This is a genomic window from Streptomonospora sp. PA3 (assembly GCF_009728995.1).
Taxonomy (GTDB): Bacteria; Actinomycetota; Actinomycetes; order Streptosporangiales; family Streptosporangiaceae; genus Streptomonospora.
The window spans coordinates 37,406-50,949 of sequence record NZ_VTZW01000003.1; the positions used below are offsets into that span (position 1 = coordinate 37,406).

General features: G+C 74.0%; 14 protein-coding genes. 6 read left to right on the plus strand and 8 right to left on the minus strand.

Annotated elements, in window-relative coordinates:
• Positions 1–66 precede the first annotated feature (66 nt).
• Both FZ103_RS00580 and FZ103_RS00585 read left to right on the plus strand, forming a co-directional pair.
• A complete protein-coding gene (locus FZ103_RS00580) occupies positions 67–963 on the plus strand; it encodes a biotin--[acetyl-CoA-carboxylase] ligase (protein WP_155998049.1) in 897 nt (298 codons plus the stop codon).
• 272 nt (positions 964–1,235) lie between these two features.
• On the plus strand, positions 1,236–2,246 hold the full coding sequence (locus tag FZ103_RS00585; RefSeq protein WP_155998051.1) for an adenylate/guanylate cyclase domain-containing protein: 1,011 nt from the start codon (positions 1,236–1,238) through the stop codon (positions 2,244–2,246).
• Positions 2,247–2,309: 63 nt separating this feature from the next.
• On the opposite strand, the gene FZ103_RS00590 is transcribed toward FZ103_RS00585, so the two are convergent.
• The gene (locus FZ103_RS00590) at positions 2,310–3,470 is read right to left on the minus strand and encodes a 5-(carboxyamino)imidazole ribonucleotide synthase (RefSeq protein ID WP_186355605.1); all 1,161 of its coding nucleotides are present in this window, start codon (positions 3,468–3,470) and stop codon (positions 2,310–2,312) included.
• 129 nt (positions 3,471–3,599) lie between these two features.
• On the opposite strand from FZ103_RS00590, the gene FZ103_RS00595 reads away from it, so the two are divergent.
• The 3 genes from FZ103_RS00595 (at position 3,600) to FZ103_RS00605 (ending at position 6,308) form a co-directional block, all read left to right on the plus strand.
• Positions 3,600–4,100 (plus strand): GtrA family protein, encoded by a 501-nt coding sequence (locus FZ103_RS00595; protein ID WP_186355606.1) that lies wholly within the window; start codon positions 3,600–3,602, stop codon positions 4,098–4,100.
• A 178-nt stretch (positions 4,101–4,278) separates the two neighbouring features.
• Positions 4,279–4,947, plus strand: coding sequence for a response regulator transcription factor (locus FZ103_RS00600; protein WP_155998053.1), 669 nt, complete (start codon positions 4,279–4,281; stop codon positions 4,945–4,947).
• 71 nt (positions 4,948–5,018) lie between these two features.
• Positions 5,019–6,308: an ATP-binding protein gene (locus tag FZ103_RS00605; protein WP_155998055.1), complete on the plus strand. Its 1,290-nt coding sequence runs from the start codon at positions 5,019–5,021 to the stop codon at positions 6,306–6,308.
• Between the two features lie 45 nt (positions 6,309–6,353).
• Here the strand turns inward: FZ103_RS00605 and FZ103_RS00610 are convergent, their stop codons facing one another.
• Both FZ103_RS00610 and FZ103_RS00615 read right to left on the minus strand, forming a co-directional pair.
• Positions 6,354–6,992: an MBL fold metallo-hydrolase gene (locus tag FZ103_RS00610; protein ID WP_155998057.1), complete on the minus strand. Its 639-nt coding sequence runs from the start codon at positions 6,990–6,992 to the stop codon at positions 6,354–6,356.
• Between the two features lie 186 nt (positions 6,993–7,178).
• Positions 7,179–7,919: a DedA family protein gene (locus FZ103_RS00615; protein WP_255429682.1), complete on the minus strand. Its 741-nt coding sequence runs from the start codon at positions 7,917–7,919 to the stop codon at positions 7,179–7,181.
• Between the two features lie 309 nt (positions 7,920–8,228).
• Between FZ103_RS00615 and purE the strand changes: the two genes are divergently transcribed.
• Positions 8,229–8,768, plus strand: a complete 540-nt coding sequence (gene purE, locus FZ103_RS00620; protein ID WP_155998060.1) for a 5-(carboxyamino)imidazole ribonucleotide mutase — start codon at positions 8,229–8,231, stop codon at positions 8,766–8,768.
• A gap of 64 nt (positions 8,769–8,832) precedes the next feature.
• Here purE and FZ103_RS00625 read toward each other — a convergent pair whose 3' ends face one another.
• The 5 genes from FZ103_RS00625 to FZ103_RS00645 all read right to left on the minus strand — a co-directional run bounded on the left by FZ103_RS00625 (position 8,833) and on the right by FZ103_RS00645 (position 13,390).
• Complete coding sequence (locus FZ103_RS00625; RefSeq protein WP_255429683.1) at positions 8,833–9,447, minus strand: hypothetical protein; 615 nt, start codon at positions 9,445–9,447, stop codon at positions 8,833–8,835.
• A gap of 123 nt (positions 9,448–9,570) precedes the next feature.
• A complete protein-coding gene (locus FZ103_RS00630; protein ID WP_155998506.1) occupies positions 9,571–9,987 on the minus strand; it encodes a CoA-binding protein in 417 nt (138 codons plus the stop codon).
• A gap of 83 nt (positions 9,988–10,070) precedes the next feature.
• On the minus strand, positions 10,071–11,402 hold the full coding sequence (locus tag FZ103_RS00635) for a UDP-glucose/GDP-mannose dehydrogenase family protein (protein WP_155998061.1): 1,332 nt from the start codon (positions 11,400–11,402) through the stop codon (positions 10,071–10,073).
• A gap of 461 nt (positions 11,403–11,863) precedes the next feature.
• Positions 11,864–12,607 (minus strand): hypothetical protein, encoded by a 744-nt coding sequence (locus FZ103_RS00640; protein ID WP_155998062.1) that lies wholly within the window; start codon positions 12,605–12,607, stop codon positions 11,864–11,866.
• A 123-nt stretch (positions 12,608–12,730) separates the two neighbouring features.
• Positions 12,731–13,390: a hypothetical protein gene (locus tag FZ103_RS00645; RefSeq protein WP_186355607.1), complete on the minus strand. Its 660-nt coding sequence runs from the start codon at positions 13,388–13,390 to the stop codon at positions 12,731–12,733.
• Positions 13,391–13,544: the final 154 nt, after the last annotated feature.

A 13,544-nucleotide genomic window follows, 5' to 3' on the forward strand; every position in this document is an offset into this window, starting at 1 on the left:
GCGTGCGCCCGCCCGCGCCCGCTGCGCCGCTGTGCGCACGGGCGCGGCGGGCGGTTGAATGGGGCCATGACCGCAGCGACCGCATCCTCCCCGGGCGACCCGGGTCCCTCAGGCACGTCCCGGCCGCCGCTGGACGCATCCGCGCTGGAGCGCGCCCTGGTCCGCCCCGGCGGGCTGTGGCGGACGGTCGAGGTGCTGCCGGAGGTCGGATCCACAAACAGCGAGCTGCTGGAACGCGCCGGCGCGGGCGAACCCGCGGGGGTGGTGCTGGCGACCGACCACCAGACGGCCGGGCGCGGCCGGCTCGACCGGGGCTTCGCGACCCCGGCGCGGGCCGCGCTGACGCTGTCGGTGCTGGTGCGCCCGGCGACCTCGCCGGCCCGGCTGGGGTGGCTGCCGCTGCTGATGGGCGTCGCCGCCGTCCGGACCCTGCGCGGCGGCCCCGGCGTGCCCGCGGTGCTGAAGTGGCCCAACGACGTCCTGGCCGCAGACAGCGAGCACAAGCTCGCCGGCATCCTCTCCGAAGCGGCCTTCCCGCACGCGCAGCCCTCCGGCGGCGCCGGCGGCGCGGGGGTCGGCGTCGTCATCGGCATCGGCCTCAACGTCGCCCAGCGCCGCGACGAACTGCCGGTGGAGACCGCCACCTCGCTCGCGCTGTGCGGCGCCCCCGGCGCCGACCGGCAGCGGCTGGCGGAGGCGCTGCCGGAGGAGTTCGAAGCGCTGTACAGCGCGTGGTCGGCGGTCGGCGGCGACGCCGCAGCGTCGGGCCTGGCCGAGGAGTACCGCGCCTGCTGCACGACGCTGGGCCGCCGCGTGCGCGTCCACCTGCCGGGCGGGCGCGAACTGCACGGCGAGGCGACCGGCGTCGACGCCGAGGGGCGCCTGGCGCTGCGCGCCGACACCGGCGAGGAGCACCTGCTCAGCGCGGGCGACATCGTCCACCTGCGCCCCGCCGGTACCTAGCAGGCAGGCCGGGTGTACCGGCGGCCGGGCTGTGCGAGGATCGGCGGCGGGGCGGGTCGCCGCCCGCCTGCCCCGTTGCCGAACGGGGGCCGCAGAGCACCGGGGCGGGCCCCCGGGTCCGCGAGGGCGTGCCCGGGTTCCCGCGGGACCTGGTGTTTCTTGACGCGCACCGCCCGCACGTACTAAACCGACAGTGACAAACGGGCGCCCGCCCCTTCCGCCCGGCCGCCGTCCTCCCCAGCCGCACTGGCCTCTAACACGAGAGTTTCCGCATGCCGCCGCGTCCCGACCCGACCGAGATCGAAGCCGTCCTGCTCGGTGGCGAGGCGCGCTACACGCGCGAGGAGGCCGTCCAGCTCGCCGGAGCCTCCGGGGACTTCTCCAAGCGCGTGTGGCGGGCCCTGGGTTTCGCCACACGCAGCGACGACGCAGTGGCCTTCACCGACGGCGACGTCGAGGCGCTGCGCATCACCTCCGAGCTGATGAAGAACGGGGTCCTCGACGAGGACGCCGCGATCCGGCTGGCCCGTGCCATGGGCCAGACCATGGCGCGGCTGGCCGAGTGGCAGACCAGCATCCTCTCGACGCTCTCCTACGCCCCCGAGAAGGGCACCGACGAGGAGCCGCACGGCCCGCTGGTGGGCTTCGCCCAGGAGCTGATGCCCGACATCGAGAGCCTGCTGCTCTACATCTGGCGGCGCCAGCTCGCCGCGTCGGTGGCGCGCCGGATCGCGTTCCTGCGCAGCAGCGAGGACGCCGCCCCCACCTACTTCCCGCTGGCGGTGGGATTCGCCGACCTGGTGTCGTTCACGACGCTGAGCCGCGAGCTGGACGAGGTCGAGCTGGCCGAGGTGGTCGAGGGCTTCGAGTCCACCGCTACCGACATCGTGGCCTCGGGCGGCGGCCGCGTCGTCAAGACGCTCGGCGACGAGATCCTCTACGTCGCCAACACCGCCGAGCAGGCCGCCGAGATCGCGCTGCAGCTGGCCGACGGCGTCAAGACCCACATCGAGGTGCCCGACGTGCGGGTGGGGCTCGCCTACGGCCCGGTGCTGGCGCTGCTGGGCGACGTCTTCGGCACCACGGTCAACCGCTCGTCGCGGCTGACCTCCTTCGCCCGCCCCGGCACCATCCTGATCGACGAGGCGCTCGCCGAGCAGCTGCGCGACGACCCGTCCCTGCAGATCGTCGCCGTGCGCGCGCGCCACGCCCACGGGCTGGGGCAGCTGCAGCCCTACGCCCTGCGCCGCAGCTTCGAACCCGCGGGCCCCGCGGCGGGCTGAGGCCCGCGGCACGGAGCGCCGCCCTCACGACGGGCACGGATCCGCAAGGCCCCCTCCGGGCGGCTAGTCCTGGTCGCCGCCGCGCAGGAAGGCCGCCGCGTCGCGGGCGCGCGCAAGCAGGTCCGCGGGGTCGTCGCCGGCCACGTTGACGTGCCCGATCTTGCGGCCGGGCCGCACCTGCTTGCCGTAGAGGTGCACCTTGACGCCGGGGTCCTTGGCCATGACGTGGATGTAGCGCCCGTAGACGCCGGGGTCCTCGCCGCCGAGCACGTTGGCCATGACCGTGTACGGCGCGGTGGCGCGCGGAGAGCCGAGCGGGAGGTCCAGGACCGCGCGCAGGTGCTGCTCGAACTGGGAGGTGCGGGCGCCGTCCATGGTCCAGTGCCCGGAGTTGTGCGGGCGCATCGCCAACTCGTTGACGACCACGCCGTTGTCGGTCTCGAACAGCTCCACGGCGAGCACGCCGACCACGTCCAGCGCCTGGGCGAGATCGATCGCCAGCTCTTGGGCGGCCGTGGCCTTGGCCTCGTCGAGGCCGGGCGCCGGGGCGACGACCTCGTGGCAGATCCCGCCGCGCTGGACGGTCTCCACGACCGGGTAGACGGCGAGCTGGCCGTAAGGGGAGCGGGCGACCTGCACCGCCAGTTCGCGGCGAAAGGCGACCCGCTCCTCGGCGAGCAGTCGCACGCCGTTCGCGGCGGCGCCCTCCAGCACCTCAAGCGCCTCCGCGGCACCGCCGACGACCCACACGCCCTTGCCGTCGTAGCCGCCGCGGGCCGCCTTGAGCACCAGCGGCCAGCCGGTTTCGGCGGCGAACGCCTCGATCTGGTCGATCGCGGTCACCGCGCGCCAGCGCGGGCAGGGCACGCCCAGCTCCTCGGCGCGGGTGCGCATACGGAGCTTGTCCTGGGCGTGCTGCAGGGCGGCGCGGCCGGGACGCACGACGGCGCCGCCGTCCTCGATCTCGCGCAGCACGGGCTCGGGCACGTGCTCGTGGTCGAAGGTGAGCACGTCGCAGGACTTGGCGAAGGCCGCCAGATCGGCGAGTCCGCGGTCGTCGCCCAGGTGGACGTCGCCGCACACGCGCGCGGCGCTGTCCTGCGGCGAGCCCGCCAGGACGCGGAAGTCCACGCCCAGGGAGATCCCCGCCTGGTGGGTCATGCGGGCCAGCTGCCCGCCGCCGACCATCCCCACGCGGGGGACGGGCCGTTGTTGCTCGCTCACTGTTCCTCGACTCGTCGACGACGTCTTCTGCGCTGGTGGTCCGCTGTTGGCGGGGAGTAGGCTGGCACAGCGTCCGGCTGCGCCCCCCGGAATTCTAGTGACCACCTGGGCAAAGGAGCGGATCCCCCAGTGCGATCGGTGACCAGTGCGCCTTCATGGCTGCCGCGGCTGGCCCGTGAGCTGGCCAAGTTCGGCACTGTCGGCGGCGTGGCCTACGTCGTCCAGCTGGCCGCGACCAACGTCTTCTGGCTGGTGCTGGACGCTCCGCCGCTGGTGGGGCAGGCGCTGGGTGTGGTGATCGCCACGGTGGTGGCCTTCCTCGGCAACCGGTTCTGGACGTTCAGCCACCGCGCGCGCACCGGACTGGCCCGCGAGTACGCGTTGTTCTTCCTGTTCAACGCGGTCGGGCTGGGCATCCAGCTGGCGTGCCTGGGCACCTCCGTCTACCTGCTGGGCCTCGACGGCCCGCTCGCCCGAAACATCGCCGGCAACGTCGTCGGCGTCGGAATGGGGACCCTGTTCCGGTTCTGGTCCTACAAGCGCTGGGTTTTCCCGGCGCCCCCGGCTCCCGCGGAGCAGCCGGCGGCGGGCGAGGAGCCGGCGCCCGCGCGCGAACCCGAGCCCTCCTGACGCCGGGCCGAGCCGGGATTCTGCGGCAAATTCCGGGAAGGAAACGGCAAAGGATTCCTAGATCGCCAGGAATTTGGTGCCGTATGTCCGTTATGCGAGGTGGAGTGTTTCCGGTCGACCCGGATCCCTGCGGCGCGCATGATAGGGAAATGCGTGCAATCGCTTTACGATCGGGCCTATGACCTGCGTTTTGCTGGCCGAGGACGATACGTCGATCTCCGAGCCTTTGGCGCGCGCACTGCGCCGTGAAGGATACTCCGTCGACGTGACCGTCAACGGCAATGAGACCCTCGACCGCGCCCGCGTCGGCGACATCGATCTGATGGTCCTCGATCTCGGCTTGCCCGAAATGGACGGGTTGGAGGTGGCCCGCCGGCTGCGCGCCGAGGGCCACGGCACGCCGATTCTCATCCTCACCGCGCGCGCCGACGAGGTCGACACCGTGGTGGGCCTCGACGCGGGCGCCGACGACTACGTCACCAAGCCCTTCCGCCTGGCCGAGCTGCTGGCCCGGGTACGCGCACTGCTGCGCAGGGGCGGGGCCGAGGTCCCGGTCGTGCACGGGGTGCGCATCGACAACGACTCCCGGCGCGCCTGGATCGGCGACCGCGAGCTCCAGCTGACCACCAAGGAGTTCGATCTGCTGCGCGTGCTGGTGCGAGACGCCGGAAAGGTGGTCACCCGCGAGCAGATCATGCGCGAAGTGTGGGACACCAACTGGTGGGGCTCCACGAAGACCCTGGACATGCATATATCGTGGCTGCGTCGCAAGCTCGGCGACGACGCCAACCAGCCGTCCTACATCACCACGGTCCGGGGCGTCGGCTTCCGGTTTGAACGGGACTAGTCCGGTCCGTCCCGCCGCGCGGGCCCGGAGCCGGATCCCGGGCCGCTCGGATCCGGCAATAGAGGTGTGACATGCGCAGGCGGATGCTGTTCTCCACGCTGGTGGTGACCGTCATCGCGGTCCTGCTGCTGGGGCTGCCGCTGGGCGCGCTCACCTACACCACCATCTACTCCCAGGCCGAGCGCCAGCTGGAGCAGGAGGCCCGCGTCATCGCGGCCGAGATCGACAGCGAACTGCAGGACCAGAACGAGATCGACCAGGACCGCCTCACCCAGGTCCACCCCCACCGCTACATCGAGATCAGGCTGTCCTCGGGAGAGGTCCTCACCGCGGGCGGCTGGCAGATCGACCCCCGCCGGCCGGAGGCGCCGCGGACAGTGAGCGCCAGCGCCCCCTCCATGTCGGGCGCCACCGTGACCGTCTGGCGCGACGCCTCGCGCGTGCGGGAAGGCGTCATCCAGGCCTGGCTGGGGATCGCGTCGCTGTCCCTGCTGGCCATCGGGGTGGCCGTAGGGCTGGCGATGCTCCAGGCGCGCCGGCTCACCCTGCCCTTGGTGGACCTGGCCGCCACAGCCGAGCGCCTGGGGTCGGGCATCGTCACGCCGTGGGGCCACCGCTATGGGATCTCCGAGGCCGACCGGGTCGCCGAGGTGCTGGACCGCAGCGCCGAGCGCATCGCCGGACTCATCGCCACCGAACGCCACTTCGCCACCGACGCCTCCCACCAGCTGCGCACCCCGCTGACGGCGCTGTCGATGCGGCTGGAGGAGATCATCGCCGAGGCCGACAACCCCGAGACCGTCCGGGAGGAGGGCGAGGCGGCGCTGGCCCAGACCGAGCGGCTCGTCGACACGGTCGAGAGCCTGCTGGGCCGGGCGCGCAAGAGCCAGCAATCCGGGACCGCGCCGATCGACATCGACGCGGCCCTGGACGAGTTCACCTCCGAGTGGGGGCCCATCCTCAGCAGCGATGGCCGCCAGATCGTCGTCACCGGCGAGCGCGGGCTCTCGGCGTGCATCCCCGCCACCGACCTCACCCAGATCCTGGCCAGCCTGGTCGACAACGCCCGCCGCCACGGCGCCGGCACGGTAACCGTGCGCGTGCTCGACGGCGGCGGATCGGTGCGCATCGAGGTCAGCGACGAGGGGCCGGGCGTGCCCGAGGAGATCGCCGGGCGGATCTTCGAGCGCGAGGTCACCGGCGGCAACGGCACCGGCCTGGGCCTGGCCCTCGCCCGGCACATCGCCGAGTCGGAGGGGGCGCGCATCGAACTGATCCAGACGCGGCCCACCACGTTCGCGCTCTTCCTGCCCCCGCCGGGGAGCGGCTCGGCGACGCCGCCCTCCTCCAGCCCGGTGTGAGACCCGCCCGGACCCGCCGCGCCGGCCTGCGGGCCGGCGGGCGGGTCAGGAGCCGCGCTCGATCCACTCCTGCAGGTGCGGGGACTCGGCGCCGATCGTCGTGGGGTCGCCGTGCCCGGTGAGCACCACGGTCTCGGGATCGAGGGTCAGCAGCCGGGTGCGGATCGAGTCGATGATGGTCGGGAAGTCGGAGAACGAGCGTCCCGTCGCGCCGGGGCCGCCCTGGAAGAGGGTGTCGCCGCTGAAGACCGTGCCGATCGCCGGGGCGTGCAGGCACACGGCGCCGGGGCTGTGTCCGGGGGTGTGCAGCACCTCCAGTTCGACGTCGCCGGCCTGCAGCCATTCGCCGTGCAGCAGCGGCGCGTCCGGTTCGCGGTCCGGGTAGACCATCGCCCAAAGCTCGGCGTCGTCGGGGTGCAGCAGGATGGGCGCATCGGCGAGATCGGCCAGTTCGGCGGCCGCGTTGATGTGGTCGTTGTGAGCGTGGGTGCACACCACCGCCATCAGCTCGCGGTCGCCCAGCGCGCGGGCGATCGCCTCGGCGTCGTGGGCCGCGTCGACGACGATCGCGCTGCGCTCGTCGCCGACGATCCACACGTTGTTGTCGACCTCCCACTCGCCGCCGTCGAGGCGGAAGGTTCCAGAGGTGACGATGCGGTCAACGGAGCTGGGTGTCTGCGGCATGTCGGGTGACCTCCGGCCGGCGGGCAGCGTCGTCGGGAATGCGTCCAGGCAGGCTCGGCGCGCGGCGGCGCGGGCCGCCGCAAGCACGCAGCCTGGGAGAGGCCCACCGTACCGGCGCCCGGCACCCGCGGTACAGGCCCCGCTCCGGGCGGCGGCGGCCCGGAGTGCGGAGCGCGTCCGCCGCGGTCAGCCGTGCCCGGTGCCGACCCGCGAGGTGCCCGCCGCCGGGCCGTTCTGCGCGCCGCCGCCTCCCCGGCGGCGCAGCAGGTTGCGGCGCAGGCGGGCGACGACGAACCAGGCGAACAGCAGCGCGATGATCACGAGCACCGCGTTGCTGAGCAAACCGCTCCAGCGCTCGAGCACCGGGGCGATGGCGGGGCCGAAGGCGAAGCCCAGCCCGATCCAGATGCTGTTCCACACGCCGCTGCCGATGAAGGTGTAGCCGGTGAAGCGCCAGAAGCCCATCCGCTCGATGCCCGCGGGGATCGAGACCAGGCTGCGCACCAGCGGCACGCAGCGGCCTATGAGCACCGCGATGCCGCCCCAGCGGGCGAAGAAGCGCTCGGCCTTGTCGAAGTCCTCCAGGTCGAACAGCGGCAGCTTGTCGACCAGCCAGCGGGTGCGGTCGCGGCCCAGCAGGGCGCCGGCGAAGTAGAGGATCCACGCGCCCACCACGGCGCCCACGGTCGCCGACACGATCGCCAGCCACAGGTTCATCCGCCCGTCGTAGGCCAGGAAACCCGCGCCCGGCAGCACGGCCTCGCTGGGCACCGGCGGGAACACCGTCTCGATGAGCAGGGCCAGGCCCACTCCGATCTCGCCGATGTCGGTCATCAGGCTCAGCACCCAGCCGATGAAGCCCTCGTACTCGTGACCCGGCGTGGGATCGGCGGCCGAGAAGGGCAGCGCGGCGGACAGAAGGGGCAACGACGTCGATTGCATGCGATATCAGCTCCGTCGCAGGGAGGTCGGAAGGGCGCCCAGTGTGACGGGGCCCGGCCACGGAAACACAGCCGCCGCGGTCGGCATCGGCGTACCGTCCGAAGTATGCCGCATCCCCGGGCCCCCGGGCGCCGGACGGCCGGGGCCCGGCCGCGGCGCGCGGGGGCCGGCTCGGCGGGGCCCGCGCGTGCGCGGCAGCGGCAGCGGGGCCGGTCGCCGTAGGATCGCACACGACGCGCGGCGGCGGCACGCCGCCGGCCGCCCGGCCCCGCAGATCCGCGAAGGAGAGTTCACATGGCCGAGGAATCCCCGGCAGTAGGCATCGTCATGGGTAGCGACTCCGACTGGCCGGTCATGGAGGAGGCGGCCGAGGCGCTGGAGCTGTTCGACATCGGCTACGAGGCCGACGTCGTCTCCGCCCACCGCATGCCGCACGAGATGATCGCCTACGGGACGCAGGCCGCCGAGCGCGGGCTCAAGGCGATCATCGCCGGCGCCGGGGGCGCGGCCCACCTGCCGGGCATGCTGGCCGCCGTCACACCGCTGCCGGTGATCGGCGTGCCGGTGCCGCTGCGCCACCTCGACGGCATGGACTCGCTGCTGTCGATCGTGCAGATGCCCGCGGGAGTGCCGGTGGCGACGGTGGCCGTGGGCGCCGCCCGCAACGCCGGCCTGCTCGCGGTGCGCATGCTGGGCGCACACGACCCCGACCTGCGGGGGCGGATGAGCGAGTTCCAGGACGAGCTGCGCAGCCAGGCCAAGGAGAAGGGCCAGCGGCTGCGCAGCCGAGCCACCGCGCAAGGCGCCTCGACCGGCTTCGGCGCACCCCGGTAGGCGGGCCGGGCGCCCGCCTTCGGCCGCCGCCGCGCAGGCGGCGCGGGCCGCGCCGATCGGCGCCTCAGTCCCTGCCCCAGCGCGCCCACACGTCGGCGGGGACGCGGTCGACGATGTCGGTCAGCGCCTCCAGCCGCGACTCCGGGTCGCGCGGTCCGCCGCCGTCGCTGGTGCAGATGAGCACGTCCCGGTCCATCACGATGTCGGTGAACCCGTACCTGCGAACGTCGTCGCGCACCGACTCCGAGAGCAGCTCCACCGCGAATCCGGATTCGGGGCCCTCGGCGTAGAGGTCGCCGTCGCCGTCCCCGCCGCCGGGGAAGTCGCGGATGTAGAGGTAGGGCACCAGGACCGGCAGCGCGACCGCACACACCTCGATCCGCTGCCAGGGCGACTCGGCCGAGCCCTGGTGGACGTAGTCGAAGATCCGGAACGGCCGGCCGTGGTGGCGGCCGGTGAGCTCGTGGCGCACCCGCCCGATCGGTCCGGGCGGCAGCGCCGTGCGGGGCCAGCCCTGGATGGCGCCCTGGTGGCGTTCGGCGTAGGTCCACCCGTGCACCTCGGCCAGCTCCTGCCGCTCCGCTGCGCGCGCGGGATCGACCGGCGGGCCGGTTGCGCGGGAGTCGGCGGGGTCGGGGTGTTCACCGACCAGAGCGCGGAGCAAACGCGGACGTCGCATGTCTGGAGACTACCCGCCCGCCCCGCGGGGAACCCGCCGCTCTCCCCCTGTCCGAGGGCGGCCTCGGGGACGTCTGCGATGCCGGCAGCGGCGCCGCAGGCGTCCCGGGCGCGCGGCCGCCGCTCATCCCAGCAGCCGCGGCCACTCGATCGCCGGGCAGCGGTCCATCACCATGGTGCGCCCGGCGGCGCTCACCCGCTCGGCGGCGCCGGGATCGACCACGCCCAGCTGGAACCACACGGTGGAGATGTCGGGCCGCGCCAGCGCCTCGTCCGCGGCGGCACCCGCCTGCTCGGAGCGGCGGAAGACGTCGGCGACGTCGACCTCGAACGGGATGTCGGCGAGGGAGGCGTAGCCCTGCTCGCCGTGGACGGTGGCCGCACCGGGGTGCACGGGCACGATCCGCTTGCCGCGCTCCTGCAGGAAGCGGGCGACGCTGTAGGCGGGGCGCTGCGGATTGTCGCCCAACCCGACGATCGCCCAGACACGGGCCTCTTGCAACACCCGGCGAATCGCGGCCTCGTCGGCCACTGCGCTCATGCTCATGCCCCTATGATGCCCCGCGCGCCGCGGGCGCCCTCGCCCGGCGGGGCCGATCCGCGGCCGGACCGCGCCCGGCAGGCTCAGGGGCGGCCCAGCGCCCGGTAGGTCCACCCGCGGGCGCGCCAGTGCCGGGGATCGAGGGCGTTGCGGCCGTCCACGATCCGCGGCTCGGCCACCACCTTGGCCAGCTCGTCGGGGTCGGCGTCGCGGAACTCCGCCCACTCCGTCAGCAGCAGCACCACCTCGGCGTCGCGCACGGCCTCCAGCATGCTGTGGGCGTAGCGCAGGCCGGGGAACTCCTGCTTGGCGCGCTCCAGCGCCTCGGGGTCGTAGACGGTGACGACCCCGCCCTGCTCGGCGATCGCGGAGGCCACGTGCAGGGCGGGCGAGTCGCGGATGTCGTCGGAGTTGGGTTTGAACGCCGCGCCGAGCACCCCCACGGTGCGCCCGGCGAAGCTGCCGCCGATGAGCCCGCGGGCGATGTCGACGGTGCGCGCCCGGCGCCGCTGGTTGATGGCGTCCACCTCGCGCAGGAAGGACAGCGCCGGCTCCACCCCCAGTTCGTCGGCGCGCGCCATGAACGCCCGGATGTCCTTGGGCAGGCATCCGCCGCCGAACCCGAGCCCGGGCCCCAGGAACTTGCCGCCGATGCGGTCGTCGTAGGCCAGCGCCTCGGCGAGCTTGATGACGTCGGCGCCGGCCGCCTCGGACACCTCGGCCATCGCGTTGATGAAGGAGATCTTGGTGGCCAGGAAGGCGTTGGCCGACACCTTGACGAGCTCGGCCGTGGGCACGTCGGTCACCAGGAAGGGGATGCCCTGCTCGATCTGCGGGGCGCACAGGTCGCGCATGGCCGACTCCACGACAGGGGAGTCGGTGCCGATGACGATCCGGTTGGGGCGCAGCGTGTCCTCCACGCCGAAGCCCTCGCGCAGGAACTCCGGGCTCCAGCCCAGGTGGACCTCGGCGCCGGCGGGCGCGCGGGCAGCGATCCGCTCGGCGAGCCGCTGAGCGGTGCCCACCGGCACCGTCGACTTGCCGATGATGATGGACGAGCCGGTCAGCCTGGAGGCGAGGGAGTCGACGGCGGCTTCGACGAAGGCCAGGTCGGCGGCGTTGGAGTCGGCGCGCTGCGGCGTGCCCACGCACAGGAAGTGGATGTCGGCGAAGGCGGCGGCCTCGTCGTAGTCGGTCGTGAACCGCAGGCGGCCGTTGCCGAGGTTGCGCTGGAGCACTTCCTCAAGGCCCGGCTCGTAGAACGGCACCCGCCCGGCGGAGAGGCTGTCGATCTTGGACTGGTCGAGGTCGAGGCCCACCACCTCGAAGCCGAGCTCGGCCATGCAGGCGGCATGCGTGGCACCCAGGTACCCGGTGCCGATGACGGAGATCCTGCTGCGCGATTCTGCGACCAATGGTCCGTCCTTCCAAGCTGAGCTGGCCTCGCTGCCGTCCGCGCCGAGGCGGTGGTCCCCGCGGCCTTGGCATGCTACCGCCGGGGCGGGAGGGGGCTGCGTCGGCGCCGACGCGCGTCCCGGCGGCGGGTCCGCGCCCCGCGGTGCGGTGCCCCGGGACTGCGGGGGCATCCCCGATGGGTTGTTCCGCGCGGCCGTGGGGGCGCCCGCGCGCCTGAGACTGGTATTTCCGGTGAGCGCCGGACGCAACGTCGACCCGGCCGCACGGCGTAGGAGGAGCCGGGGCGGACGAGCCGTCCGCGCTGGTCCCTGCGATGGTGCGGCCGCCGCGTGGCGCGGCGCGGGCGATCGGTCGACCACCAGATTACCCGTCGGTAAAGACGGCGGTCGCCGCACGGCGATGCGCCCGCACGCCGACCCGGGCGCGGGCGCGGAGGGGGGATGAGGCGGTCAGGGGGCGATCACGGCCCGGTGCCGCGGTCCTCCCAGCGCGGCGGGCGGGCGTACCCGGGGTCCTCGCCGGGGCCTCTGTACTCCGGGCGCGGAGCCTCGTTCCACCCCGCGGGAGGCTGGGGCTCCGGCGAGCCGGGCACGTGGTAGCGCGGCGGCATGCCGTCGGCGTCCCAGGACATGGTCCGCGTGGTCTCGGTGCCCTCCGGCGGCGTCGCGGCGGAGCCGGGCGGCGGCGAGTACCGGCCGGCGGGCTCGGTGGGCTCGTCCTCGGCGGGACCGTAGCCGCCGTAGGGGCCCTCGTAGAAGCCGTCCTCCTCGCGCACCCGGCGCCGCCAGCGCGACGGCGGCAGGGCGGAGAAGAACAGCGCGGTGCCGACCAGGACGAACAGCGGGCCCCACGGGAACCACGGCCGGGTGCCGGGCGCCTCGACACCCAGCAGGCCCTCCAGGCCCGGCACCGGCTGCGGAAGCCCCGCGGTCTCGACCACGCCCGCGGCGCCGATCACCAGTCCGGGCAGCAGTGCCGCCAGCGGTGACAGCCGCGAACCCGTCACCAGGCCCAGCAGGAGTCCCAGCACCGCCAGCACCGCGACGAGGGGCAGCCACGACGGCACGCCCGGCACCGCGGCCAGGTCGTAGTCCAGGCCGGCTCCCGCCGTCCAGTGCGGTCCCCAGGCCAGGCCGGCCGCGAAAACGGGGGTGACCAGCACCCCGACGAGAAAGCCCAGGAAGTGGCGCAGGCCGTTGGACATGGCAACCGACTCCTCACCGGGGACAGGGACCTCTCACGCTAGCCCGGAGGGGCCCGCGCGTGCCAGGGTGCCGACCCGGCCGAGTCGGCTCGAAAAGTACCGGAGCCGGTACCGTGCGGCCGGTCAGCGCCGTTCGCCGCGCTGGAACTCCAGCGTGTCGCTCTGCGGCTCGTGGATGCGCGTGTGCCAGCGCGGTCGGCCCATGGGGCGGCGGCGCAGGGGGGTGGTGGTCTTGTCCGGATCGCCCTCCGCGCCGCGGGCGGCGCCCGGATCGGCGGCGGGCGGGGCCGGGGCGGGCTCCGCCGGTTCGACCGGGTCGCCGGCGCCGGTCCGGTCGACGGGCGCGCCGTCGGCGGGGGTGAGCCGGTCGGCGCGCCGCGAGCGCCACCGCGAGGGCACGAGCGAGGAGATGAACAGCAGGGTGCCCAGCGGCAGCGCCAGCACGAGCCCGGGGCCCAGCGGGTGGAAGAGCGAGTCTTCGGCGACCCAGCCGGGCAGCGCCGTGTCGACCGTGCCGGGAGACAGCACCGGCCACAGCGCGTATCCCAGCACCAGACCGCCGCAGGAGAACGCCGCAAGCGGCGAGATGCGGGCGCCGGCGAGGAATCCGCAGGCGATGCCGACGGCCATCAGCGCGCCGACGGCGGTCAGCGTCAGCGGCGCCCCGAATCCGTCGTCGCCGTCCACCGTCGCCGAAACCCGTTGCGCCGACCAGGCCAGCGCACCCCACAAGACCGGGGCGAGGGCCGTGCCGGCCGCCAGGCCGATCAGGTGGCGCAGCATCGTGCCTCCAAGCGGATCACCGAACTACCCCCGTCCCTACGGGGTGTCCTACGGTAGCGCCCTTCCCGCGTCCCGCTGAGTCCTGTTCGCCGCCCAGGGCGGCGGACCCGCCGGGAAGCGCCCGGGGCCGCAGCCGACCTCCCGCGACCGCGGT

Coding starts and splice junctions, on each gene's coding strand:
- FZ103_RS00640 (WP_155998062.1), bottom strand. CDS start 12,607: ATGTCCAACGGCCTGCGCCACTTCCTGGGCTTTCTCGTCGGGGTGCTG.
- FZ103_RS00610 (WP_155998057.1), bottom strand. CDS start 6,992: ATGCCGCAGACACCCAGCTCCGTTGACCGCATCGTCACCTCTGGAACC.
- FZ103_RS00625 (WP_255429683.1), bottom strand. CDS start 9,447: ATGCGACGTCCGCGTTTGCTCCGCGCTCTGGTCGGTGAACACCCCGAC.
- FZ103_RS00600 (WP_155998053.1), top strand. CDS start 4,279: ATGACCTGCGTTTTGCTGGCCGAGGACGATACGTCGATCTCCGAGCCT.
- FZ103_RS00580 (WP_155998049.1), top strand. CDS start 67: ATGACCGCAGCGACCGCATCCTCCCCGGGCGACCCGGGTCCCTCAGGC.
- FZ103_RS00645 (WP_186355607.1), bottom strand. CDS start 13,390: ATGCTGCGCCACCTGATCGGCCTGGCGGCCGGCACGGCCCTCGCCCCG.
- FZ103_RS00630 (WP_155998506.1), bottom strand. CDS start 9,987: ATGAGCGCAGTGGCCGACGAGGCCGCGATTCGCCGGGTGTTGCAAGAG.
- FZ103_RS00605 (WP_155998055.1), top strand. CDS start 5,019: ATGCGCAGGCGGATGCTGTTCTCCACGCTGGTGGTGACCGTCATCGCG.
- purE (WP_155998060.1), top strand. CDS start 8,229: ATGGCCGAGGAATCCCCGGCAGTAGGCATCGTCATGGGTAGCGACTCC.
- FZ103_RS00585 (WP_155998051.1), top strand. CDS start 1,236: ATGCCGCCGCGTCCCGACCCGACCGAGATCGAAGCCGTCCTGCTCGGT.